At 60.0% G+C, this 23,919-nt stretch carries 20 protein-coding genes; 14 read left to right on the forward strand and 6 right to left on the reverse strand.

The genetic code is table 11. The features are described 5' to 3' along the window. Positions 1 to 6 precede the first annotated feature (6 nt). The 12 genes from KI231_RS18535 (at position 7) to nuoN (ending at position 14,518) form a co-directional block, all read left to right on the forward strand. On the forward strand, positions 7 to 681 hold the full coding sequence (locus tag KI231_RS18535) for a NuoB/complex I 20 kDa subunit family protein (protein ID WP_103306792.1): 675 nt from the start codon (positions 7 to 9) through the stop codon (positions 679 to 681). Positions 682 to 754: 73 nt separating this feature from the next. Beyond that, positions 755 to 2,539 carry an NADH-quinone oxidoreductase subunit C/D gene (nuoC, locus tag KI231_RS18540; RefSeq protein ID WP_103306793.1) on the forward strand — a complete coding sequence of 595 codons (1,785 nt, stop codon included), beginning with the start codon at positions 755 to 757 and terminating at the stop codon, positions 2,537 to 2,539. A 2-nt stretch (positions 2,540 to 2,541) separates the two neighbouring features. After that, positions 2,542 to 3,039 carry an NADH-quinone oxidoreductase subunit NuoE gene (gene nuoE / locus KI231_RS18545; protein ID WP_003223804.1) on the forward strand — a complete coding sequence of 166 codons (498 nt, stop codon included), beginning with the start codon at positions 2,542 to 2,544 and terminating at the stop codon, positions 3,037 to 3,039. Continuing rightward, positions 3,036 to 4,388, forward strand: coding sequence for an NADH-quinone oxidoreductase subunit NuoF (gene nuoF / locus KI231_RS18550; RefSeq protein ID WP_212809465.1), 1,353 nt, complete (start codon positions 3,036 to 3,038; stop codon positions 4,386 to 4,388). Before nuoE ends, nuoF begins: the two co-directional genes overlap by 4 nt. Before the next feature lie 136 nt (positions 4,389 to 4,524). Then, a complete protein-coding gene (gene nuoG, locus KI231_RS18555; protein ID WP_212809467.1) occupies positions 4,525 to 7,239 on the forward strand; it encodes an NADH-quinone oxidoreductase subunit NuoG in 2,715 nt (904 codons plus the stop codon). Then, positions 7,236 to 8,243 carry an NADH-quinone oxidoreductase subunit NuoH gene (nuoH, locus tag KI231_RS18560; protein ID WP_007964859.1) on the forward strand — a complete coding sequence of 336 codons (1,008 nt, stop codon included), beginning with the start codon at positions 7,236 to 7,238 and terminating at the stop codon, positions 8,241 to 8,243. The genes nuoG and nuoH overlap by 4 nt, the downstream gene beginning before the upstream one ends. Before the next feature lie 11 nt (positions 8,244 to 8,254). Next, the gene (gene nuoI / locus KI231_RS18565; protein ID WP_016987418.1) at positions 8,255 to 8,803 is read left to right on the forward strand and encodes an NADH-quinone oxidoreductase subunit NuoI; all 549 of its coding nucleotides are present in this window, start codon (positions 8,255 to 8,257) and stop codon (positions 8,801 to 8,803) included. 9 nt (positions 8,804 to 8,812) lie between these two features. Further along, positions 8,813 to 9,313: an NADH-quinone oxidoreductase subunit J gene (gene nuoJ, locus KI231_RS18570; protein ID WP_025108991.1), complete on the forward strand. Its 501-nt coding sequence runs from the start codon at positions 8,813 to 8,815 to the stop codon at positions 9,311 to 9,313. 3 nt (positions 9,314 to 9,316) lie between these two features. Beyond that, positions 9,317 to 9,625, forward strand: a complete 309-nt coding sequence (nuoK, locus tag KI231_RS18575; protein WP_003180046.1) for an NADH-quinone oxidoreductase subunit NuoK — start codon at positions 9,317 to 9,319, stop codon at positions 9,623 to 9,625. Next, positions 9,622 to 11,475, forward strand: a complete 1,854-nt coding sequence (gene nuoL, locus KI231_RS18580) for an NADH-quinone oxidoreductase subunit L (RefSeq protein WP_212809469.1) — start codon at positions 9,622 to 9,624, stop codon at positions 11,473 to 11,475. Before nuoK ends, nuoL begins: the two co-directional genes overlap by 4 nt. Before the next feature lie 39 nt (positions 11,476 to 11,514). Beyond that, positions 11,515 to 13,047, forward strand: coding sequence for an NADH-quinone oxidoreductase subunit M (gene nuoM / locus KI231_RS18585; protein ID WP_212809471.1), 1,533 nt, complete (start codon positions 11,515 to 11,517; stop codon positions 13,045 to 13,047). A 7-nt stretch (positions 13,048 to 13,054) separates the two neighbouring features. Then, a complete protein-coding gene (nuoN, locus tag KI231_RS18590) occupies positions 13,055 to 14,518 on the forward strand; it encodes an NADH-quinone oxidoreductase subunit NuoN (RefSeq protein WP_007920173.1) in 1,464 nt (487 codons plus the stop codon). Positions 14,519 to 14,588: 70 nt separating this feature from the next. Here the strand turns inward: nuoN and KI231_RS18595 are convergent, their stop codons facing one another. Beyond that, complete coding sequence (locus KI231_RS18595; RefSeq protein ID WP_212809473.1) at positions 14,589 to 15,056, reverse strand: GNAT family N-acetyltransferase; 468 nt, start codon at positions 15,054 to 15,056, stop codon at positions 14,589 to 14,591. Positions 15,057 to 15,576: 520 nt separating this feature from the next. Here KI231_RS18595 and KI231_RS18600 point away from each other — a divergent pair. Continuing rightward, positions 15,577 to 16,902: an OprD family porin gene (locus KI231_RS18600; RefSeq protein WP_212809474.1), complete on the forward strand. Its 1,326-nt coding sequence runs from the start codon at positions 15,577 to 15,579 to the stop codon at positions 16,900 to 16,902. A gap of 217 nt (positions 16,903 to 17,119) precedes the next feature. After that, the gene (locus tag KI231_RS18605) at positions 17,120 to 17,902 is read left to right on the forward strand and encodes a hypothetical protein (protein WP_249412050.1); all 783 of its coding nucleotides are present in this window, start codon (positions 17,120 to 17,122) and stop codon (positions 17,900 to 17,902) included. A 67-nt stretch (positions 17,903 to 17,969) separates the two neighbouring features. Here KI231_RS18605 and KI231_RS18610 read toward each other — a convergent pair whose 3' ends face one another. From KI231_RS18610 to KI231_RS18630, 5 genes are all read right to left on the reverse strand, one after another. Further along, positions 17,970 to 18,350, reverse strand: a complete 381-nt coding sequence (locus tag KI231_RS18610; RefSeq protein ID WP_103306800.1) for a DUF6124 family protein — start codon at positions 18,348 to 18,350, stop codon at positions 17,970 to 17,972. Between the two features lie 369 nt (positions 18,351 to 18,719). Beyond that, the gene (locus tag KI231_RS18615; RefSeq protein ID WP_212809476.1) at positions 18,720 to 19,052 is read right to left on the reverse strand and encodes a DUF2790 domain-containing protein; all 333 of its coding nucleotides are present in this window, start codon (positions 19,050 to 19,052) and stop codon (positions 18,720 to 18,722) included. 67 nt (positions 19,053 to 19,119) lie between these two features. Continuing rightward, positions 19,120 to 19,323: a co-regulatory protein PtrA N-terminal domain-containing protein gene (locus KI231_RS18620; protein ID WP_212809479.1), complete on the reverse strand. Its 204-nt coding sequence runs from the start codon at positions 19,321 to 19,323 to the stop codon at positions 19,120 to 19,122. A gap of 201 nt (positions 19,324 to 19,524) precedes the next feature. Continuing rightward, on the reverse strand, positions 19,525 to 22,674 hold the full coding sequence (locus tag KI231_RS18625; protein ID WP_212809481.1) for a CusA/CzcA family heavy metal efflux RND transporter: 3,150 nt from the start codon (positions 22,672 to 22,674) through the stop codon (positions 19,525 to 19,527). A gap of 15 nt (positions 22,675 to 22,689) precedes the next feature. Continuing rightward, on the reverse strand, positions 22,690 to 23,883 hold the full coding sequence (locus KI231_RS18630; protein ID WP_212809484.1) for an efflux RND transporter periplasmic adaptor subunit: 1,194 nt from the start codon (positions 23,881 to 23,883) through the stop codon (positions 22,690 to 22,692). Between the last annotated feature and the right edge of the window lie 36 nt (positions 23,884 to 23,919).

Genomic DNA, 23,919 nt, shown 5'->3' on the forward strand with positions numbered 1-23,919 from the left:
TTGGCAATGCAATACAATCTCACCAGAATCGACCCCGATGCTCCTAACGAGCAGTATCCGATTGGCGAACGTGAAACCGTTTCCGATCCGTTAGAAGATCAAGTTCACAAAAACATTTTCATGGGCAAGCTGGAAGACGTGCTGAACGGTGCGGTCAACTGGGGACGTAAAAACTCCCTGTGGCCGTACAACTTCGGCTTGTCGTGCTGCTACGTGGAAATGACCACCGCCTTCACGGCGCCCCACGACATCGCGCGCTTCGGCGCCGAAGTTATCCGGGCATCACCGCGTCAGGCCGACTTCATGGTTATCGCCGGTACCTGCTTCATCAAGATGGCGCCGATCATTCAGCGTCTCTACGAGCAAATGCTCGAACCGAAATGGGTTATCTCCATGGGTTCGTGTGCCAACTCCGGTGGCATGTACGACATCTACTCTGTGGTTCAAGGGGTGGACAAGTTCTTGCCCGTGGACGTCTACGTACCTGGCTGCCCGCCCCGTCCAGAAGCATTTCTGCAAGGCTTGATGCTGTTGCAGGAATCGATTGGCCAGGAGCGTCGCCCACTGTCCTGGGTCGTTGGTGATCAAGGCGTTTATCGCGCCGACATGCCTTCGCAGAAAGAACAGCGCCGCGAACAGCGAATCGCAGTCACAAACCTGCGCAGCCCTGACGAAGTCTGATCCAGATCTGTTCTTACAAAGAAACGAGAAGCTGGCTTCATTCTTTACGTTGACCGAAAGCGAAAAAATAACCATGACTACAGGCAGCGCTCTGTACATCCCGCCTTATAAGGCAGACGACCAGGATGTGGTCGTTGAATTGAACAACCGTTTTGGCGCCGAAGCGTTCACCGCTCAGTCGACCCGCACCGGTATGCCGGTACTGTGGGTCGCTCGCGCCAGGCTCGTTGAAGTCCTGACTTTCCTGCGCAACCTGCCCAAGCCGTACGTCATGCTCTATGACCTGCACGGCGTGGACGAGCGTCTGCGCACCAAGCGTCAAGGGCTGCCATCGGACGCGGAGTTCACCGTGTTCTATCACCTCATGTCGCTTGAGCGTAACAGTGACGTGATGATCAAGGTCGCCTTGTCCGAGAGTGACCTGAGCTTGCCGACCGTGACCGGTATCTGGCCGAACGCCAACTGGTACGAGCGTGAAGTCTGGGACATGTTCGGCATCGACTTCAAAGGCCACCCGCACCTGTCGCGCATCATGATGCCGCCGACCTGGGAAGGTCACCCGCTGCGCAAGGACTTCCCGGCGCGCGCCACCGAATTCGATCCGTACAGCCTCAACCTCGCCAAGCAACAGCTTGAGGAAGAAGCCGCGCGCTTCCGTCCTGAAGACTGGGGCATGAAGCGCTCCGGGGCCAACGAGGACTACATGTTCCTCAACCTGGGCCCGAACCACCCTTCGGCTCACGGTGCGTTCCGTATCATCCTGCAACTGGACGGCGAAGAAATCGTCGACTGCGTCCCGGACATCGGTTACCACCACCGTGGTGCCGAGAAAATGGCCGAACGTCAGTCCTGGCACAGCTTCATTCCGTACACCGACCGTATCGACTACCTCGGCGGCGTGATGAACAACCTGCCATACGTGCTCTCGGTCGAGAAGCTGGCCGGCATCAAGGTGCCCGAGAAAGTCGACGTCATCCGCATCATGATGGCCGAGTTCTTCCGGATCACCAGCCACCTGCTGTTCCTGGGTACCTACATCCAGGACGTCGGCGCCATGACCCCGGTATTCTTCACCTTCACCGACCGCCAGAAGGCGTACACGGTGATTGAAGCCATTACCGGTTTCCGTCTGCACCCGGCCTGGTACCGCATCGGTGGTGTTGCCCACGACCTGCCGCGCGGCTGGGACAAACTGGTGAAAGACTTCGTTGAATGGCTGCCAAAACGCCTCGACGAATACACCAAGGCTGCCCTGCAGAACAGCATCCTCAAGGGCCGTACCATCGGCGTCGCCCAGTACAACACCAAGGAAGCCCTGGAATGGGGTGTCACCGGTGCTGGCCTGCGTTCGACCGGTTGCGACTTCGACCTGCGTAAAGCGCGTCCGTACTCCGGCTACGAGAACTTCGAGTTCGAAGTGCCGCTGGCCGCCAACGGCGATGCCTACGACCGCTGCATGGTCCGCGTCGAAGAGATGCGTCAGAGCATCAAGATCATCGACCAGTGCATGCGCAACATGCCGGAAGGCCCGTACAAGGCGGATCACCCGCTGACCACGCCGCCGCCGAAAGAGCGCACGCTGCAGCACATCGAAACCTTGATCACGCACTTCCTGCAAGTTTCGTGGGGCCCGGTCATGCCGGCCAACGAATCCTTCCAGATGATCGAAGCGACCAAGGGCATCAACAGTTATTACCTGACGAGCGACGGCGGCACCATGAGCTACCGTACCCGGATCCGTACTCCGAGCTTCCCGCATCTGCAACAGATCCCTTCGGTGATCAAAGGCAGCATGGTCGCGGACTTGATTGCGTACCTGGGTAGTATCGACTTCGTTATGGCCGACGTGGACCGCTAAGCATGAACAGCACGCTTATCCAGACAGACCGTTTCACCCTGAGTGAAACCGAGCGCTCGGCCATCGAGCACGAGCTGCATCACTACGAAGACCCGCGCGCGGCGTCGATCGAAGCCCTGAAGATCGTTCAGAAAGAACGCGGCTGGGTGCCGGATGGCGCCTTGTACGCGATCGGCGAGATCCTCGGCATCCCGGCCAGCGACGTTGAAGGTGTGGCGACGTTCTATAGCCAGATCTTCCGTCAACCGGTTGGCCGTCACATCATTCGCGTCTGCGACAGCATGGTCTGCTACATCGGCGGCCACGAGTCGGTGGTCAGCGAAATCCAGAACAATCTGGGCATCGGCCTGGGTCAGACCACCGCCGACGGTCGTTTCACCCTGCTGCCTGTCTGCTGCCTCGGCAACTGCGACAAGGCTCCGGCGCTGATGATCGACGACGACACCTTTGGCGACGTGCAACCTGCTGGCGTCGCCAAACTGCTCGAGGGCTACGTATGACCCTGACATCTTTCGGTCCTGCCAACCGCATTCAGCGTTCGGCCGAGACTCACCCGCTGACCTGGCGTCTGCGTGACGACGGCGAAGCCGTGTGGCTCGACGAATACCAGGCCAAGAACGGTTACGCCGCAGCACGCAAAGCCTTCGCCGACATGGATCAGGATGCCATCGTCCAGACCGTGAAAGACGCAGGTTTGAAAGGTCGCGGTGGTGCAGGCTTCCCCACTGGGGTGAAGTGGGGCCTGATGCCCAAAGACGAATCCATCAACATCCGCTACCTGCTGTGCAACGCGGATGAAATGGAGCCGAACACCTGGAAAGACCGCATGCTGATGGAGCAACTGCCCCATCTGCTGATCGAAGGCATGCTGATCAGTGCCCGCGCACTGAAAACCTACCGTGGCTACATCTTCCTGCGTGGCGAATACACCACCGCCGCCAAGCACCTCAACCGTGCCGTGGAAGAAGCCAAGGCAGCGGGCCTGCTGGGCAAAAACATTCTGGGCAGCGGTTTTGATTTCGAACTGTTCGTCCACACCGGCGCCGGGCGTTACATCTGCGGTGAAGAAACCGCACTGATCAACTCCCTCGAAGGCCGCCGCGCCAACCCGCGCTCCAAGCCGCCCTTCCCTGCCGCCGTCGGCGTGTGGGGCAAGCCGACTTGCGTGAACAACGTGGAAACCCTGTGCAACGTGCCGGCGATCATTGCCGACGGCGTTGACTGGTACAAATCGTTGGCCCGCGAAGGCAGCGAAGACATGGGCACCAAGCTCATGGGCTTCTCCGGCAAAGTGAAAAACCCGGGCCTGTGGGAACTGCCATTCGGCGTCACCGGTCGCGAGCTGTTCGAAGACTACGCCGGCGGCATGCGCGACGGCTTCAAGCTCAAGGCCTGGCAGCCAGGTGGCGCCGGTACCGGTTTCCTCTTGCCAGAACACCTCGACGCACAAATGTACGCCGGCGGCATCGCCAAAGTGGGCACCCGTATGGGTACCGGCCTGGCCATGGCTGTGGATGACAGCGTCAACATGGTTTCCCTGCTGCGCAACATGGAGCAGTTCTTCGCTCGCGAGTCCTGCGGCTTCTGCACCCCGTGCCGTGATGGTTTGCCATGGAGCGTCAAGCTCTTGATGGCCATCGAAGAAGGCCGCGGTCAGCCAGGCGACATCGAGACCCTGCTGGGTCTGGTCAACTTCCTCGGCCCGGGCAAGACCTTCTGTGCTCACGCACCAGGTGCCGTGGAGCCGTTGGGCAGTGCCATCAAATACTTCCGTCCAGAGTTCGAAGCCGGTATTGCGCCTGTAAGCGCCGTCCCGCCTCTGGCAAGGCCGATCGTAGTCGGCGCGTAAACGCTTAAAAAGGCGAAGGGTCCGTGCCCTTCGCCTTTCGTCCGATGACGCCTTTCGGGGCTGACTGGATTCGGACGGATAACAAGATTCCATTAGCCACGCCCGCTGACACCGGGCCAACGAAGACCTTTGAACCATGGCCACTATCCACGTAGACGGCAAAGCGCTCGAAGTCGACGGGGCAGACAACCTGTTACAGGCATGTCTGTCGCTGGGCCTCGACATCCCTTATTTCTGCTGGCACCCCGCGCTTGGTAGCGTCGGGGCTTGCCGCCAGTGCGCGGTCAAGCAGTACACCGACGAGAACGACACCCGTGGTCGCATCGTCATGTCCTGCATGACCCCGGCCACCGATAACACCTGGATCTCCATCGACGATGAAGAATCCAAGGCGTTCCGCGCCAGTGTTGTCGAATGGCTGATGACCAACCACCCGCACGACTGCCCTGTGTGCGAAGAAGGCGGTCACTGCCACCTGCAAGACATGACCGTGATGACCGGCCACAACGAGCGCCGTTATCGCTTCACCAAACGCACCCACCAGAACCAGCAACTGGGCCCGTTCATTTCCCACGAAATGAACCGCTGCATCGCTTGCTACCGCTGCGTGCGCTTCTACAAGGATTACGCCGGCGGCACCGACCTCGGTGTGTTCGGCGCCCACGACAACGTGTACTTCGGTCGCGTTGAAGACGGCACCCTCGAAAGCGAGTTCTCCGGCAACCTCACCGAGGTCTGCCCGACCGGTGTGTTCACCGACAAGACTCACTCCGAGCGCTACAACCGTAAGTGGGACATGCAGTTCTCGCCGAGCATCTGCCATGGCTGCTCGAGCGGTTGCAACATCTCCCCGGGCGAGCGTTACGGCGAACTGCGTCGCATCGAGAACCGTTACAACGGTTCGGTGAACCAGTACTTCCTGTGCGACCGTGGCCGTTTCGGTTATGGCTACGTCAACCGCACCGACCGTCCACGTCAGCCGCTGCTGGCCGACGGCACCAAGCTGGGCCTCGACGCCGCACTGGATAAAGCCGCTGATCTGCTGCGCGGTCGCAATATCGTCGGTATCGGTTCGCCGCGTGCCAGCCTCGAAAGCAACTACGCGTTGCGCGAACTGGTCGGCGCCGAGCACTTCTACTCCGGTATCGAAGCCTCCGAGTTGGAGCGCATCCGTCTGGTCCTGCAAGTGCTCAAAGACAGCCCGCTGCCAGTGCCGAACATGCGCGACATCGAAGACCACGACGCCATTTTCGTCCTCGGTGAAGACCTGACCCAGACCGCCGCCCGTATGGCCCTGGCCCTGCGTCAATCGGTCAAAGGCAAAGCTGAAGACATGGCTGAAGCCATGCGCGTTCAGCCTTGGCTCGACGCCGCAGTGAAGAACATCGGTCAGCACGCGCTGAACCCGCTGTTCATCGCCAGCCTGGCGGAAACCAAGCTCGACGACGTCGCTGAAGAATGCGTACACGCCGCTCCCGACGATCTGGCGCGCATCGGTTTCGCCGTTGCTCACGCTCTGGATGCCAGCGCGCCGGCCGTCGAAGGTCTGGACGCCGAAGCACTGGAACTGGCCAAGCGCATTGCTGATGCCCTGCTCGCGGCCAAACGTCCGCTGATCATCGCCGGTACTTCGCTGGGCTCCAAAGCGCTGATCGAAGCCGCTGCGAACATCGCCAAAGCCCTGAAGCTGCGCGAGAAGAACGGTTCGATCAGCCTGATCGTGCCGGAAGCCAACAGCCTCGGCCTGGCCATGCTCGGTGGCGAATCGGTTGATGCGGCGCTGCAAGCAGTCATCGACGGCAAGGCCGACGCTATCGTTGTGCTGGAAAACGATCTGTACACCCGCACTGCCAAAGACAAGGTCGATGCTGCACTGAATGCTGCGAAAGTAGTGATCGTTGCCGACCATCAGAAGACCGCCACCAGCGATCGCGCGCACCTGGTTCTGCCAGCCGCAAGCTTCGCTGAAGGCGACGGTACGCTGGTCAGCCAGGAAGGTCGCGCCCAGCGCTTCTTCCAGGTTTTCGATCCGCAATACCTCGACGCAAGCATTCTTGTTCACGAAGGCTGGCGCTGGCTGCACGCCCTGCGCGCCACTCTGCTGAACCAGCCGATCGACTGGACGCAACTCGACCACGTCACCGCTGCCGTGGCTTCGAGCACCGAGCAACTGGCGCGTATCGTCGACGCTGCACCGTCCGCCGCGTTCCGCATCAAGGGTCTGAAACTGGCGCGTGAGCCGCTGCGTTATTCCGGTCGCACCGCGATGCGCGCCGACATCAGCGTTCACGAACCACGCACCCCGCAAGACAAAGACACCGCGTTCGCCTTCTCCATGGAAGGTTACTCGGGTTCGGCTGAGCCACGTCAGCAAGTGCCATTCGCCTGGTCCCCGGGCTGGAACTCGCCACAAGCGTGGAACAAGTTCCAGGACGAAGTCGGTGGTCACCTGCGCGCTGGCGACCCGGGCACCCGCCTGATCGAAAGCACTGGCGATTCGCTGAACTGGTTCGCTGCCGCTCCGCGTGCGTTCAACCCGGCGCCGGGCACCTGGCAAGCCGTGCCGTTCTACCACCTGTTCGGCAGCGACGAGAACTCGTCGAAAGCCGCACCGGTGCAAGAGCGCATTCCGGCTCCGTATGTTGCTCTGGCCAAATCCGAAGCGGATCGTCTGGGCGTCAACGACGGTGCCCTGCTGAGCCTGAACGTCGCCGGCCAGACCCTGCGTCTGCCGCTGCGTATCAATGAAGAACTGGGCGCAGGTCTGGTGGCATTGCCTGCGGGCATCGCCGGCATTCCACCGGCATTCGCCGGCGTATCCGTCGACGGTCTGCAGGAGGCAGCGCAATGACCTGGTTCACCCCTGAAGTGATCGATGTGATCCTGACGGTCATCAAAGCCATCGTGATTCTGCTGGCCGTTGTGGTCGCAGGCGCGTTGCTCAGCTTTGTCGAACGTCGCCTGCTGGGCTGGTGGCAGGACCGTTACGGTCCGAACCGCGTTGGCCCGTTTGGTATGTTCCAGATCGCCGCCGACATGCTGAAGATGTTCTTCAAGGAAGACTGGACCCCGCCGTTCGCCGATAAAGTGATCTTCACTTTGGCACCGGTGGTGGCCATGTCCGCCCTACTGATCGCGTTTGCGATCATCCCGATCACCCCGACCTGGGGTGTGGCGGATCTGAACATCGGCCTGCTGTTCTTCTTCGCCATGGCCGGTCTGTCGGTCTACGCGGTGCTGTTCGCCGGCTGGTCGAGTAACAACAAGTTCGCCCTGCTCGGCAGCTTGCGTGCCTCGGCGCAGACCGTGTCCTACGAAGTGTTCATGGGCCTGGCCCTGATGGGCATCGTGGTGCAGGTCGGCTCGTTCAACATGCGCGACATCGTCGAGTACCAGGCGCAGAACCTGTGGTTCATCATTCCGCAGTTCTTCGGCTTCTGTACCTTCTTCATCGCTGGCGTCGCCGTGACTCACCGTCACCCGTTCGACCAGCCGGAAGCGGAACAGGAACTGGCAGACGGTTACCACATTGAATACGCCGGTATGAAATGGGGCATGTTCTTCGTCGGTGAATACATCGGCATCATCCTGATCTCGGCGCTGTTGGTCACCCTGTTCTTCGGTGGCTGGCACGGTCCGTTCGGCATCCTGCCGCAACTGTCCTTCGTCTGGTTCGCACTGAAGACCGCGTTCTTCATCATGCTGTTCATCCTGCTGCGCGCTTCCATCCCGCGTCCGCGTTATGACCAGGTGATGGATTTCAGCTGGAAATTCTGCCTGCCACTGACCCTGATCAATTTGCTGATAACCGCTGCGGTTGTGTTGTGGAACACACCTGCGGTTGCGGTTCAGTGAGGATTTGACCCATGTTCAAATATATTGGCGACATCGTTAAGGGTACTGGTACCCAGTTGCGCAGCCTGGTCATGGTCTTCGGCCATGGCTTCCGCAAGCGCGACACCCTGCAATACCCGGAAGAAGCGGTCTACCTGCCTCCACGCTACCGTGGCCGTATCGTCCTGACCCGCGACCCCGATGGCGAAGAGCGTTGCGTAGCCTGCAACCTGTGCGCCGTGGCCTGCCCGGTGGGTTGCATCTCGCTGCAGAAAGCTGAAACCGAAGACGGTCGCTGGTACCCGGACTTCTTCCGTATCAACTTCTCGCGCTGCATTTTCTGCGGTCTCTGCGAGGAAGCCTGTCCGACCACCGCAATCCAGTTGACTCCGGATTTCGAGATGGCCGAGTTCAAACGTCAGGACCTGGTGTACGAGAAAGAAGATCTGCTGATCTCCGGCCCCGGCAAAAACCCTGATTACAACTTCTATCGTGTTGCAGGTATGGCAATCGCTGGCAAGCCGAAAGGCGCCGCGCAGAACGAAGCCGAACCGATCAACGTGAAGAGCTTGCTGCCTTAAGGAAGAACGATGGAATTCGCTTTCTATTTCGCATCGGGTATCGCTGTTGTGTCCACGCTTCGCGTGGTCACCAACACCAACCCTGTGCACGCCCTGCTCTACCTGATCATCTCGTTGATCGCCGTGGCCATGACCTTCTTCGCACTCGGCGCACCGTTCGCCGGCGTGCTGGAAGTGATCGCCTACGCCGGCGCCATCATGGTGCTGTTCGTGTTCGTGGTGATGATGCTGAACCTGGGGCCCGCCTCGGTTCAGCAAGAACGCAGCTGGCTCAAGCCTGGCATCTGGGCAGGGCCGGTGATTCTCGCCGCGCTGCTGCTGGCCGAACTGCTGTATGTGCTGTTCGCTCACCAGAGCGGTCAGGCCATCGGACATACCACCGTAGATGCGAAAGCCGTGGGCATCAGCCTGTTCGGCCCGTACCTGCTGGTGGTCGAACTCGCCTCGATGCTGCTGCTCGCCGCAGCCGTCACGGCGTTCCATTTGGGCCGTAACGAGGCGAAGGAGTAAGACATGCCTGCTATCCCTCTCGAACATGGATTGGCCGTTGCCGGCATCCTGTTCTGCCTTGGTCTGGTCGGCCTGATGGTCCGCCGCAACATTTTGTTCGTGTTGATGAGTCTGGAAGTGATGATGAACGCCTCTGCACTGGCCTTCATCGTCGCGGGCGCCCGCTGGGCGCAGCCGGATGGACAGATCATGTTCATCCTGGTGATCAGCCTTGCAGCTGCCGAGGCCAGTATTGGTCTGGCGATCCTGCTGCAACTGTATCGCCGCTTCCACACGCTCGATATCGACGCTGCCAGTGAGATGCGCGGATGAACCTGATCTTTCTGACTTTCGTATTCCCTCTGATCGGTTTCCTGCTGCTGTCGTTCTCCCGTGGACGCTGGTCGGAAAACCTCTCGGCGCTGATCGGCGTGGGTTCCATTGGCTTGTCGGCGATTGTCGCCGCTTACGTCATCTGGCAATTCAACGTCGCGCCACCCGAAGGCGGTCACTACACCCTGGTGCTCTGGCAGTGGATGGCGGTCGAAGGCTTCAAGCCTGACTTCGCCCTCTACGTCGACGGCCTGTCGATCACCATGCTCGGCGTGGTGGTGGGCGTCGGTTTCCTGATCCACCTGTTCGCGTCCTGGTACATGCGCGGCGAAGCGGGCTACTCGCGCTTCTTCTCGTACACCAACCTGTTTATCGCCAGCATGCTGTTCCTGGTGCTCGGCGATAACCTGTTGTTCCTGTACTTCGGCTGGGAAGGCGTAGGCCTGTGCTCGTACCTGTTGATCGGTTTCTACTACAGCAACCGCAACAACGGTAACGCCGCCCTCAAGGCCTTCATCGTGACCCGGATCGGCGACGTGTTCATGGCCATCGGCCTGTTCATCCTGTTCCAGCAAGTGGGCACGCTGAACATCCAGGAACTGCTGGTGCTGGCACCACAGAAATTCCAGGTCGGTGACTTCTGGATCACCCTGGCGACTCTGATGCTGCTGGGTGGCGCAGTCGGTAAATCGGCACAACTGCCGCTACAAACCTGGCTCGCGGACGCGATGGCCGGCCCTACCCCGGTTTCGGCACTGATCCACGCCGCAACCATGGTGACCGCCGGTGTCTACCTGATCGCCCGTACCCACGGTCTGTTCACCCTGGCGCCGGACATCCTGCACCTGGTCGGCATCGTCGGCGGCGTGACTCTGGTTCTGGCCGGTTTCGCCGCACTGGTACAAACCGACATCAAACGTATCCTCGCCTACTCGACCATGAGCCAGATCGGCTACATGTTCCTGGCGTTGGGGGTTGGCGCTTGGGATGGCGCGATTTTCCACCTGATGACCCACGCCTTCTTCAAGGCCCTGCTGTTCCTTGCTTCCGGTGCGGTGATCGTTGCCTGCCACCACGAGCAGAACATCTTCAAGATGGGCGGTCTGTGGAAAAAACTGCCACTGGCCTATGCCAGCTTCATCGTCGGTGGTGCTGCCCTGGCCGCTCTGCCACTGGTTACCGCAGGCTTCTACTCCAAGGACGAAATCCTTTGGGAAGCGTTTGCCAGCGGCAACCACGGTCTGCTCTACGCAGGTCTGGTCGGCGCGTTCATGACTTCGCTGTACACCTTCCGCCTGATCTTCATCACGTTCCACGGTGAAGCCAAGACCGAAGCCCACGCCGGTCACGGCATCGCTCACTGGCTGCCACTGTCGGTGCTGATCGTGCTGTCGACCTTCGTCGGCGCGATGATCGTGCCACCGCTGCACGGCGTTCTGCCGGAAAGCGTCGGCCATGCCGGCGGCGAAGCCAAGCACAGTCTGGAAATCGCCTCGGGCGCCATCGCCCTGGCCGGTATCCTGCTGGCGGCCCTGCTGTTCCTTGGCAAGCGTCGCTTCGTGACGGCAATCGCCAACAGCGGCATCGGCCGTTTCCTTTCGGCCTGGTGGTTCGCTGCCTGGGGCTTCGACTGGATCTACGACAAACTGTTCGTCAAGCCGTACCTTGCGATCAGCCACATGCTGCGCAAAGACCCGCTCGACCAGACCATCGGTCTGATCCCGCGTATGGCCAAGGGTGGTCACACTGCCCTGAGCCGCACCGAGACCGGTCAACTGCGTTGGTACGCTGCTTCGATGGCTGCTGGTGCCGTGCTGGTAATCGGCGCCATCGTGCTGGTAGCGGTCTGATATGAACCTTGCGAATTTGCGAAAGGAAACGAGCCCGTCATGATTCTGCCTTGGCTAATCCTGATCCCCTTCATCGGCGGCCTGCTGTGCTGGATGGGTGAGCGCTTCGGCGCTACCCTCCCCCGCTGGATTGCGCTGTTGACCATGACCCTGGAACTCGCCCTCGGCCTCTGGCTGTGGGCCCACGGTGACTATTCATTTGCTCCGGCGCCTGGCGCCGATCCGACCTGGGCGCTTGAGTTCAAGCACGTCTGGATCCAGCGCTTCGGCATCAACGTGCACCTGGCCCTCGACGGCCTGTCGCTGTTGATGATCCTGCTGACCGGTCTGCTGGGTATCCTCTCGGTACTCTGCTCGTGGAAAGAGATTCAACGTCATGTTGGCTTCTTCCACCTGAACCTGATGTGGATCCTGGGCGGCGTTGTCGGCGTGTTCCTCGCCCTCGACCTGTTCATGTTCTTCTTCTTCTGGGAAATGATGCTGGTGCCGATGTACTTCCTCATCGCGCTCTGGGGTCACAGTTCTTCGGACGGCAAGAAAACCCGGATCTACGCAGCAACCAAGTTCTTCATCTTCACTCAGGCTTCCGGTCTGATCATGCTGGTGGCGATCCTCGGTCTGGTGCTGGTCAACTTCAACAACACTGGCGTGATTACCTTCAACTACGCCGACCTGTTGAAAACCAAGATGTCGATGACCACCGAGTACATCCTGATGCTCGGCTTCTTCATCGCCTTCGCGGTCAAGCTGCCAGTCGTACCGTTCCACTCGTGGTTGCCTGATGCTCACGCCCAGGCGCCGACTGCCGGTTCCGTCGACCTCGCCGGTATCCTGCTGAAAACAGCGGCTTACGGTCTGTTGCGTTTCGCCCTGCCGCTGTTCCCGAATGCCTCGGCCGAGTTCGCGCCGATCGCCATGACCCTCGGTCTGATCGGGATCTTCTACGGTGCGTTCCTCGCGTTCGCGCAAACCGACATCAAGCGTCTGATCGCCTTCTCGTCCGTTTCCCACATGGGCTTCGTACTGATCGGCATCTACTCCGGTAGCCAACTGGCACTGCAAGGTGCAGTCATCCAGATGCTCGCGCACGGTCTGTCGGCGGCGGCACTGTTTATCCTCAGCGGTCAGTTGTACGAGCGTCTGCACACTCGTGACATGCGTGAGATGGGCGGTCTGTGGTCGCGTATCGCTTACCTGCCGGCAATCAGCCTGTTCTTCGCAGCCGCCTCCTTGGGCTTGCCGGGTACCGGTAACTTTGTCGGCGAGTTCCTGATCCTGATCGGTACTTTCGCCAGCGCTCCATGGATCACTGCGATTGCCACCTCCGGTCTGGTGTTCGGTTCGGTCTACTCGCTGATCATGATCCACCGTGCTTACTTCGGTCCGGCCAAATCGGATTCGATCCTGCACGGCATGGACGGTCGCGAACTGATCATGGTGCTGGGCCTTGCGGTGCTGCTGATTTACCTCGGCGTTTACCCGCAACCGTTCCTCGATACTTCTGCCGCCACGATGCATGGCGTGCAGCAGTGGCTCGGCACCGCCTTCACTCAACTCGCTTCGGCCCGGTAAGAGCGCTATGGAATTCACGATTCAACACTTTATTGCGCTTGCGCCACTGTTGATCACCAGCCTCACCATTATCGTGGTGATGCTGGCAATCGCCTGGCGCCGCAACCACTCGCAGACCTTCCTGATCTCGGTCGCCGGTCTGAACCTGGCTTTGCTGTCGATCCTGCCAGCCCTGAAAGTCGCGCCTCTGGCCGTGACCCCATTGCTGCAGATCGACACCTTCGCCTGCCTGTACATGGCGCTGATCCTGGTCGCCACCCTCGCTTGCGTCACCCTCGCCCACGCCTACCTCGGCGATGGCGGTTCGGGTTACCCGGGCAACCGTGAAGAACTCTACCTGCTGATCCTGATGGCCGCCGCCGGTGGTCTGGTTCTGGTCAGCGCGCAGCACCTGGCCGGTTTGTTCATCGGTCTGGAACTGCTGTCGGTGCCGGTTTACGGTCTGGTGGCTTACGCCTTCTTCAACAAGCGTTCGCTGGAAGCCGGCATCAAGTACATGGTGCTGTCGGCCGCCGGTTCGGCGTTCCTGTTGTTCGGTATGGCGCTGCTGTACGCCGATTCGGGTTCGCTGAGCTTCGTCGGTATCGGTCAGGCACTGGCTGCAACTGGCCTGCCTAGCTCGCTGGCGCAACTGGGTCTGGGCATGATGCTGATCGGTCTGGCGTTCAAGCTGTCGCTAGTACCGTTCCACCTGTGGACGCCGGACGTCTACGAAGGTGCTCCGGCGCCGGTCGCCGCGTTCCTCGCGACCGCTTCGAAGGTTGCCGTGTTTGCGGTAATGGTGCGTCTGTTCCAGATCTCCCCTGCTGCCAGCAGCGGTGTACTGAGCGACGTGCTGACTGTCATCGCCATCGCCTCGATCCTGTTCGGTAACCTGCTGGCCCTGACCCAGAGCAACCTCAAGCGTCTGCTCGGTTACTCGTCCATCGCGCACTTCGGCTACCTGCTGATCGCACTGGTGGCGAGCAAGGGTCTGGCGGTGGAAGCCATCGGCGTCTACCTGGTCACCTACGTGATCACCAGCCTTGGCGCGTTCGGCGTGATCACTCTGATGTCCTCGCCGTACAACGGTCGTGACGCAGATGCCCTGTACGAGTATCGCGGCCTGTTCTGGCGCCGTCCGTACCTGACCGCCGTACTGACCGTGATGATGCTGTCCCTGGCCGGTATCCCGCTAACCGCAGGCTTCATCGGCAAGTTCTACATCATCGCTACCGGTGTCGAGTCGCACCAATGGTGGCTGGTCGGTTCGCTGGTACTGGGCAGCGCCATCGGCGTCTTCTACTACCTGCGCGTGATGGTCACCCTGTACCTGATCGAACCAAACCTGCGCCGCCACGATGCGCAACTGCACTGGGAACAGAAGGCAGGCGGCGTGATGCTGCTGGCCATCGCCCTGGTTGCGTTCTTCCTCGGCGTTTACCCGCAGCCATTGCTGACACTGGTTCAGCAGGCGGGTCTGGCGGGCTGATTGCTTGGCTGGCTGGAAACGGAAACGGCACCTTCGGGTGCCGTTTTTGTTTTGTGCGGTCTCTTGATCTTTATCGCAACGCTTTCACCATTGGCACACACGCCAGTTGCAGACCCGAAGGCGATTGATAAATCGCACTCCCCTCCCCGATGTAACCGCAACGCCGGTAAAAGTCGGCAGCGTTCAACGTTGCGTCCAGACACACCTCTGTCAGCCCCAGCTCTCGCGCTAGGCTCTCAAGAAAATACAGGACACGCTGACCCAACCCCCGCTGCATGAAATCAGGAAGAATAAAGATCGCGCCGATTTCACGATGCTGCAGATCAAGCATCCCGGTCGCTATCGCTTCACCGTCCACGCACCCCAAATAGAAATGCTTTGCCATGAGTGTGTCGTAACCGTCCTCGGCCGAACCTCTCGTCCAATCGAGCATTTGCTGCTCGCTGTAGGCACCGATGCACTGATGCCGAATCGCTAGTCGCCGGATATCGAAGGCAATCTGGGCATCGTCCGGGGTCGCTCTTCTGATTTCGAACATTTCTCTCTCCATGAGCCATGTGCGGACGGGCAATGAAAAAGCCCCGTCCATTTCTGGCGGGGCTTCGGGTAACACGTGAAATGGAAAACACGTATGACCTTATGGCCCGCCGGAAGCGGTCATAGAGGAGCACATCTTGTTCATTCGGTGTTGGGTATTCATTGGGCGATAGTGCTGTGGATTGTTCCGACGCGTCAATCGCGAAGTTTCCCCTAAACCCATGTGGGAGCGTGGCTTGCCCGCGATGACGCCGGCACATTCAGCATCATCATTGCCTGACCCAACGCTTTCGCGGGCAAGCCCGCTCCCACAGGTTTCAGTGGTGTTCATAAATCCAGGTACACCCGCATGGCTTGGCGTTACAGCCACATGACGAAATTGTAATTCCCGCATCACCTTGGCGTTATCCGCAGCTTGCAACGATGTCCCCCGGCGACCATGCCGACGAGCCCCATGCCCGTCGAACAATAAAACCCACGCCGAAGCACGTTCCCGTTCTGCCGAACCCAAGGAGTGTTTGATGGTTAACAATACAAAAATTTCGATGGCCGCTTTAGCGGTGGTGGTCGGCTCCGGGCCGTCCATGGTGTTTGCAGAAGACAAGCCTGAGGGCTTTATCGAAGGCAGCAGCCTGACGGTGCTCAACCGCAACTTCTACTTCAATCGTGATCACCGCAACGGCCAGTCCAGCCCCACCGGCAACGGCTATTCCGAAGCTTGGGCGCATGCGGTGATCAGCAAGTTTGAATCCGGTTTTACCCAAGGCACCGTCGGGGTCGGTGTGGATGCGTTTGCCATGATCGGCTTGAAGCTCGACACCGGTGACGGACGTAATGGCGGGCGCAGTTCGTTTGATGTGCTGCCGGTCAACAGTGACGGCGAGGCGCGGGACGAATACACCAAGGTCGGTGGCGCAGCCAAGGTGCGGGCGTTCGATACGGTGGTCAGGGTCGGTGATGTGTTCCCGGCCAATCCGGTAGTCGCAGCGGGAGACTCGCGATTGCTGCCGGAAAGTTTCCGTGGTGTGACCGCGACCAACACCAGCATCGAAGGTCTGTCGGTTCAGGGCGGTCGACTGCATGCGATGAGCCAGCCCGTGTCGAGTGACATGCGCGAGAACTTCGCAACCTTCTATGCAGGCCCGGTCAATTCGCCGTGGATCGCTTACGGCGGCGGCGATTATGCGCTTAACAAAAACCTCAGTTTCAGCCTCTACTCCAGTCGTCTCAAGGACGCCTGGAATCAGTACTACGCCGGTACTACGTGGACGTATCCACTGTCGGATGACCTGTCGCTGTTCGGCGGCCTGAACTATTACAAGGCTGTCGATGAGGGCAAACAACTGCTCGGCGAGTTCGACAACAACATCTGGAGCGGCCGTGCCGGCGTGAAGTTCGGCGCCCACTCCGTCGCCCTCTCCCACCAGCGCAACAACGGCAATGACGACTTCGATTACCTGCGCCAGTCCGACTCGATCTTCCTCGACAACTCCATCCAGTACAGCGACTTCAACTCGCCGAAAGAGCGTTCGTGGATGGTGCGTTACGACCTCGACATGACGACCTACGGCGTGCCCGGTCTGTCGTTCATGACCCGTTACGCGCACGGCACCGATGCCGATTATTCCAACGCCAACGCGGTGTACATGCGCCGGGATGCCGAAGGTAACCCGCTGACCGATCAGAAGCGTTGGGAGCGCGACATCGAAGTCAAATACGTGGTGCAGAGCGGTTCGTTGAAGGACATGTCGCTGCGCTTGCGCCAGGCCACCACTCGCTCCACGGCGTTCGAGTCGGACCTGGATGAAGTGCGGGTGATTGTCGAATATCCGTTGGCGATTCTCTGAGTTCACGAGCAATACACATTCACCTTTAGAAGCTCCTTGCTCCTTTGGTAAGAGGTGAATCTTTTGGCGTCCTTCGGGGCGCTTTTTTTATGCCCGGTGTTTAACAGACAGAGTGGCGAGAGCGCTTGTGACCCCAAGAACTATCAGGTAAAGAGTGGCGTTCCGACGTTCCCTACACCTGAACCGGAGTCAGGTGGATCAATTCCAAGGATCAATTGTGCTTGACCTCATTTACCGCGCTTCATGGGGCGTTGTACTGCTGCTGATTTTCCTCAGCGAAGCAATAACGCTGTTTGCCGCCGGGTTCCGGCTCGATCAGATGGAACGCCACCTCATCGAGTCTGACTTTGTCGGCACTGAACGAAAAAGACTGGGCAATGGCCCGTTGGGGCGAATGAAGAGAGTCAGGCAGATTCGCGCACTCACCGGCCGAATCACTTACCCCCTTATGCTGGAGCGCCACGCGGTCATGGAGGCCGAGCGCTTACCGGCGCACCTGAAAAAGTGGCTGGCGATGCCACGATGCCTTCTGCGAATGGCTCTGATGGGGGCCTGTCTACTGTTGCTTTGGCTCGGTTTCGAGCGGTTATGTACGACGCTTTCCACACCGGCGAGCGACGCCAAGCTGCTGTACGTGGCAGCCATGATCGCCTGTGTACTGGTGGCAGCTGTGGCGCTGTCCGTGCGGACGTACGTCAGTTTTTTCAAACTGACTGAAATCGAGTCTTTTCTGAAAGAGTCCTACTTCGTCGAACGAAACAGGCGGGTGCTGGGTGACAGTGTTTATGGCCGCTCCTGCCGCCTGTACCACATCTCGAACATTCTGTTCCTGGACTATGGCTATCTGCAGGCCAGTGATCCCGATGCCATCCCCGAGATTGACCGTTTTCCGTTGCCTCTGCGGAACTGGGTCAATATTCCGGCCCGGATGTTTGGCTACTCTGTTCCGGGTTTTGTCGCGGTTTACTGCACGGCGTGGATCTTCGGAGTGTTCGCCTGACGATCAGTCTTTCAATAAAACGCGGCCTGGATAGCGCCGCGTTTTTTCACCCCTCTCGGCAGATTGATCAGCCAGCAGGCTCGACGTTATCCAAAGCCCTGTTCACCGCCAGTTCGCCGAGCATGACGACTTGGGCGATGCCCAGAATCGTCTTGCGATGCGTGCCTTCCAGCAGCGCGGCGAAGTCGCCGAGCATGACGGAGGCGGAGGCCAGGGATTCGCAGGCGTTGGCCAGCAGGGATTCGGTGTCGGCTTTGGGATTGGCCAGGAACATCTGATTGGGGGTGTAGGGCGTGGCCATGATGGCGGCGCTGGGTTTGAGGTAAAAGTCGAGGGCGCGGTCGGCGGCTTTGTGGAGTTTTCGAATGTCGGCGGAGACGTAGGGGGATGTTGTATCGGCGTCCGCTGGAACGGTTGTTTCAGGCGGATTGGGTGTTGGCTTTTTCATAATGAAACTCCGGTGTGGCAATGGAGCTGGCCCATTCGGTTCCAATCGAAGGGTGGCAGCTGTACGCAGGTTGGAACCCGGGCCACCAGACAAAACCCGACAGACTCGAAGTCTCCCGCGCACAGCCGCCATAACGGAGTGCACACCATCAAGGTGCGCAAGCATACGTTATGAAAGCCAATTTTGCGCTTTCGGGTGGTCCGGGGTTCCAATCCCGATCGCTGATTTGGCAGCGACATCCACACACTAGAGAGCCGACGTCCGACGGACAACCTGAAAACATTGTGGGAAGGTTCTGCGATTGACCTACACCCTTAAACATCCCGAAGCGAAATACAGATCGTGATATTGCAATACCCCCGGTGTCGGCTATCCACCGCTGTTCCGGCAAACGCCCGCCACGCTGTATTTGAGGGTGTTGAGCTGCCCTTGCGAATCTTCATAGGTCATGGCGGTGGGGACGACCGAGCAGGCAGGCTGCGGCTTCACCACGCTGACGATTTTCACCACGTCCAGCTTCATCCCGTATTCGTAATCCCTCACCACCGGCGGCGCTTTGCCCTGGTTGGCGGCGTATTGCGCCATGGCTTTGGCATTGGCGCTGAATGCGCGCTCGAACGCGCGGTCGCCCCCGCCCTCGGCCAGCACATTCATGGACATCGCCATGACGCCGGCGAGGGTCAACGACTTGATCAATTTCATGTTCAACTCCTCCATAAAAAAGCCCGGCATCGATGCGCGATGACAGGCTTGTTCCAGCACGGTGTGGTTACAGATCCTGGGTCTTGTCGTCTTTCTTTTCATTGACGACGACCGGATTGCCTGCAGCCTTTTCCTTGGCGACAAACAGCTCTACCGAGCGGTCGCTGGCGGCCATCATTTTTTCAAAAGTACGGTCGCCGCCACCTTCGGCCATGGCCAGGGAAGACAACGCCAAAGCTGCGGTAAAGGCACTGATCTGAGCGAATTTCATCTTTGATTCCTCGTTTAAGTAGCTGACGGGATCAAGGTAACAATCCGAACCTATCGTGACGGTGGCGGGGAAATTACATATCCGTTATGTGGGCGCAAAACCTGTAGGAGTGAGCCTGCTCGCGATGGCGGTGGGTCAGCCAATGTAGATTTGACTGATAGACCGCTATCGCGAGCAGGCTCACTCCTACAGGGGGATTACCTATCTAGTTGGAACCGTGTCCTCATCCCGGCGATGGGCCAGTTGGTACAGCGCCGGCAAGATCAGCAGCGTGAGAATGGTCGAGGACAGAATCCCGCCGATCACCACCGTCGCCAACGGGCGCTGCACTTCCGCACCCGTGCCGGTCGCCAGCGCCATCGGGATAAACCCCAGCGACGCCACCAACGCGGTCATCAACACCGGGCGCAAACGCGTCAATGCACCTTCGTTGATCGCATCCGCAAGCGACCGCCCCTCCTCGCGCAGATTGCGGATAAACGCGATCATCACCAAGCCGTTAAGCACCGCCACACCCGACAGCGCGATGAACCCGACGCCGGCAGAAATAGACAGCGGAATATCGCGCAACCACAGCGCCATCACCCCGCCGGTCAACGCAAACGGAATCCCGGTAAACACCAGCAAGCCATCCTTCAAGTTGTTGAACATCATGAACAACAAACCGAACACCAGCAGCAGCGCAGCCGGCACCACGATCTGCAAGCGTTTTGCCGCCGATTGCAGTTGCTCGAACTGCCCGCCCCAACTGGTCCAGTAACCGGCCGGCACCTGCACGTCACGCTCGATCACTGCGCCCGCCTCTTCAACGAACGAACCAATATCACGCCCCCGCACGTTGGCGCTGACGATCACCAGACGCTTGCCGTTTTCCCGGCTGACCTGGTTCGGCCCCAGCACCAGGTCGAGGCTGGCGACGTCTTGCAGGGCGATGAAACCAATCTGATTGGCCGTGCCGTTCACAGCAGGCACCGGAATCAGAAGCGCTGACAAGCCGTCGATGTCCTTACGCATGGCGTCGGACAAACGCACGACCATGTCGAAACGTCGGTCACCCTCATACAACGTCCCGGCCTGACGCCCGCCCACCGCCACGGCAATGGTGTCCTGCACATCACCGACGTTGAGCCCGTAACGTGCCGCTTTATCGCGATCAATGTTGATGGTCAGCACCGGCAACCCGGTGGTTTGCTCGACCTTCACTTCAGAGGCGCCGTTGACCTTCTGCATCGCCGTAGCGATCTTCGCGGCGGTGGCATTGAGCACGTCCATGTCATCACCAAACACCTTCACTGCCACGTCGCTGCGCACGCCGGAGATCAGTTCGTTGAAGCGCAACTGAATCGGTTGCGACAGCTCATAGTTGCTGCCCGGCAAAGTCGCGGCGGCGGCTTGCAGTTCGGCCATCAGGGTTTCGCGGGACTTGCCCGGGTCCGGCCACTGCTCCTTGGGTTTGAGCATCACATAGCTGTCGGAGATGTTCGGCGGCATTGGATCGGAGGCGATTTCGGCGGTGCCGGTGCGGGCAAATACACGTTCGACTTCCGGCACCTTGGCCAGAATCAACGTCTCCAGCCGCTGCTGCATGTCCACCGATTGCGTCAGGCTGGTGCCCGGCACGCGCAAGGCTTGCAAGGCAAAATCGCCCTCGCTGAGACTCGGCACAAACTCGCTGCCCATACGGCTGGTGAGCACGCCGCTGAGCACGATCACCGCCACCGCCGCGCCCACGGCGACAGCGCGATGCGACATGACCCAGGCCAGTGCCGGCGCATACACCTTGCGTGCGCCGCGCATCACCGCGCCCTCTTCTTCCTTGACCTTGCCGGTAACAAACAGCGCAATCGCCGCCGGCACGAAGGTCACCGACAACAGCATCGCACCCAGCAACGCAATCACCACAGTGAACGCCATCGGGTGGAACATTTTCCCTTCGACGCCGCTGAGCGCGAAGATCGGCAGGTACACGACCATGATGATCAACTGGCCGAAAATCAGCGGTCGCCGCGCCTCTTTCGCCGCCGCAAATACTTCCTTGAAACGCTCGGCGCGGCTCAGCAAACGCCCATGGTGCTGCTGCGCGTGAGCGAGTCGGCGCAGGGTGTTTTCGACGATCACCACCGCGCCGTCGACGATGATGCCGAAGTCGAGCGCACCGAGGCTCATCAAATTGGCGCTGACCTTGTTGCTGAACATCCCGGTGAAGGTGAACAGCATCGACAGCGGAATCACCATCGCGGTAATCAGCGCCGCACGAATGTTGCCGAGGAACAGGAACAGAATCGCGATCACCAGAATCGCGCCTTCAATGAGGTTTTTCTTCACCGTAGCGATGGCTTTGTCGACCAGGTGCGTACGGTCGTAAACCGGCACGGCGATCACCCCGACAGGCAGGGATTTATTGATCTGTTCAAGCTTGCTCGCGACCGCTTGCGAGACGGTACGGCTGTTCTCGCCGATTAACATGAACACCGTACCGAGTACCACTTCGCGACCATTTTCCGTGGCCGCACCACTGCGCAATTCGCGGCCGATGTCCACGGTGGCGACGTTCTTGATGCGGATCGGCGTGCCGTCGACATTGGCCATGACGATGTTGGCGATGTCCTCGGTGCTCGCCACTTGCCCCGGCGCACGGATCAGCAATTGCTCGCCGCTGCGCTCGATGTAACCGGCGCCGACGTTGGCGTTGTTGCGCTCCAGTGCCGTGACCAGATCGGTGAGGGTCAGCTTGTAGGCGGCCAGGCGTTTCGGGTCCGGGGCAATCTGATATTCCTTGGCGAAGCCGCCGATGGTGTTGATCTCGGCCACGCCCGGGACGTTGCGCAATTGCGGCTTGATGATCCAGTCCTGAATCACCCGCAGATCGGTTGGCGTGTACGGCGTGCCGTCGTCCTTCAGCGCGCCTTCCTTGGCTTCAACCGTCCACAGGAAAATCTCGCCGAGGCCGGTGGAAATCGGCCCCATGACTGCTTCCGCGCCTTCGGGCAATTGCTCCTTGGCGATCTGCAAACGTTCGTTGACCAATTGACGGGCAAAGAACAGATCGGTGCCGTCCTTGAAGATCACCGTAACCTGCGACAGCCCCGAGCGCGACAGCGAACGGGTCTGCTCCAGGGCCGGCAAACCGGCCATGGCGGTTTCAATCGGGAAAGTGATGCGCTGCTCGGTTTCCAGCGGCGAGAACCCGGCGGCGCCGGTGTTGATCTGCACCTGGACGTTGGTGATGTCGGGCACGGCGTCGATCGGCAGTTTTTGATAACTGGCGATGCCGAGGCCGGCCATGAGCAGAACGGCGAGCAGGACGATGATGCGCTGCTCAATGGCAAACTGGATCAGGCGTTCGAACATGAGGACCTTCCAGGATTAATGACTGTGCTCGGCTGAGGCTTTGCCCAGTTCCGATTTGAGGACAAAGCTGCCGGCGCTGGCGACTTGCGCGCCGGCCTCCAGGCCTTGGGTAATTTCCACCTGCCCCGCCGCGCGACTGCCCAGCTCCACCGCTTGCGCCTTGAAGCCGTCGTCGGTGCGCACGAACACCGTGGGTTTGTCCTCGACGGTCTGGATCGCGGTTTCCGGCACCGCGACTTGCGCCTGACGGCTGTCGGTGGCCACCAGCGCGGTCACGAACAGCCCCGGACGCCACGAGCCCTGCGGGTTTTCCAGGGCGACGCGCACAGTCGCCGTGCGGGTTTGTTCGCCAAGCAGACTGCCGACGTAGGCCACGCTGCCGGTGACTTGCGCATTCAATTCCGGCGCGCTGACGGTGACCAATTTGCCCACTTGCACCTTGGTCAAATCCTTGGGTGACACGCCGAACGTCACCCACACCCGCGACAAATCCGAGAGCGTGAAGGCCGCTGTGGTTTCATCAACCACCTCCCCGGGCGTCAGGTGTTTTTCCACCACGACACCGTCGAACGGCGCCCGCAGTTCATAGCGATTGCCGCCGGTAGCGACCACGCTGCCGCTGAGCACGCTGATTTTTTGCCGGGCGTTGCTGACGGCGATTTCGGCTTCTTCCAGCGCTTGGCGCGCCTGAAGGAAATCCTGCTCGGCGGAGATCTTGTCCTGCCACAGCTTCTTTTCGCGCTCATAGGTGGTGCGCGCCAAGGCCAAACGGCGTTGCGCTGCCGCCTGCTCGCTGCGCTGATCGGAGATCTGCTGACTGGCGATGACAGCCAGCAACTGGCCCTTCTTCACCGATTGGCCGAGGTTGACTGCCACCGACTCGACCACACCGGGAACACGCGGCACGACGTGGGCGGTGCGGTCTTCGTCGAAACGCACTTCGCCGGGGAACGGCAGGCCGAGGCTGATGTTCTGCGCCTGTGCCCGGGCCAGTTGAATGCCCGCCGCAGCGATCTGCTCGGCGCTCAACTCGATATGCCCTTCTTCGTCATGTTCGCCGTCGGCGGCTGCGCCTTCTTCGGCGTGATCGGCATGTTCGGCCGCTTCATCAGCGTGGGCGTCGATGGACGCGTTGCCCGGCCACATCGAGCCGATGCCGATGCCCAGCGCCAACGTCGCCGCAGCGACCACAATCAGTTTTTTTTCCATGGAAACTCCTCTGCGCCAAACCATCGCGCAGTGATC

Source organism: Pseudomonas sp. Seg1, from assembly GCF_018326005.1.
Taxonomy (GTDB): Bacteria; Pseudomonadota; Gammaproteobacteria; order Pseudomonadales; family Pseudomonadaceae; genus Aquipseudomonas.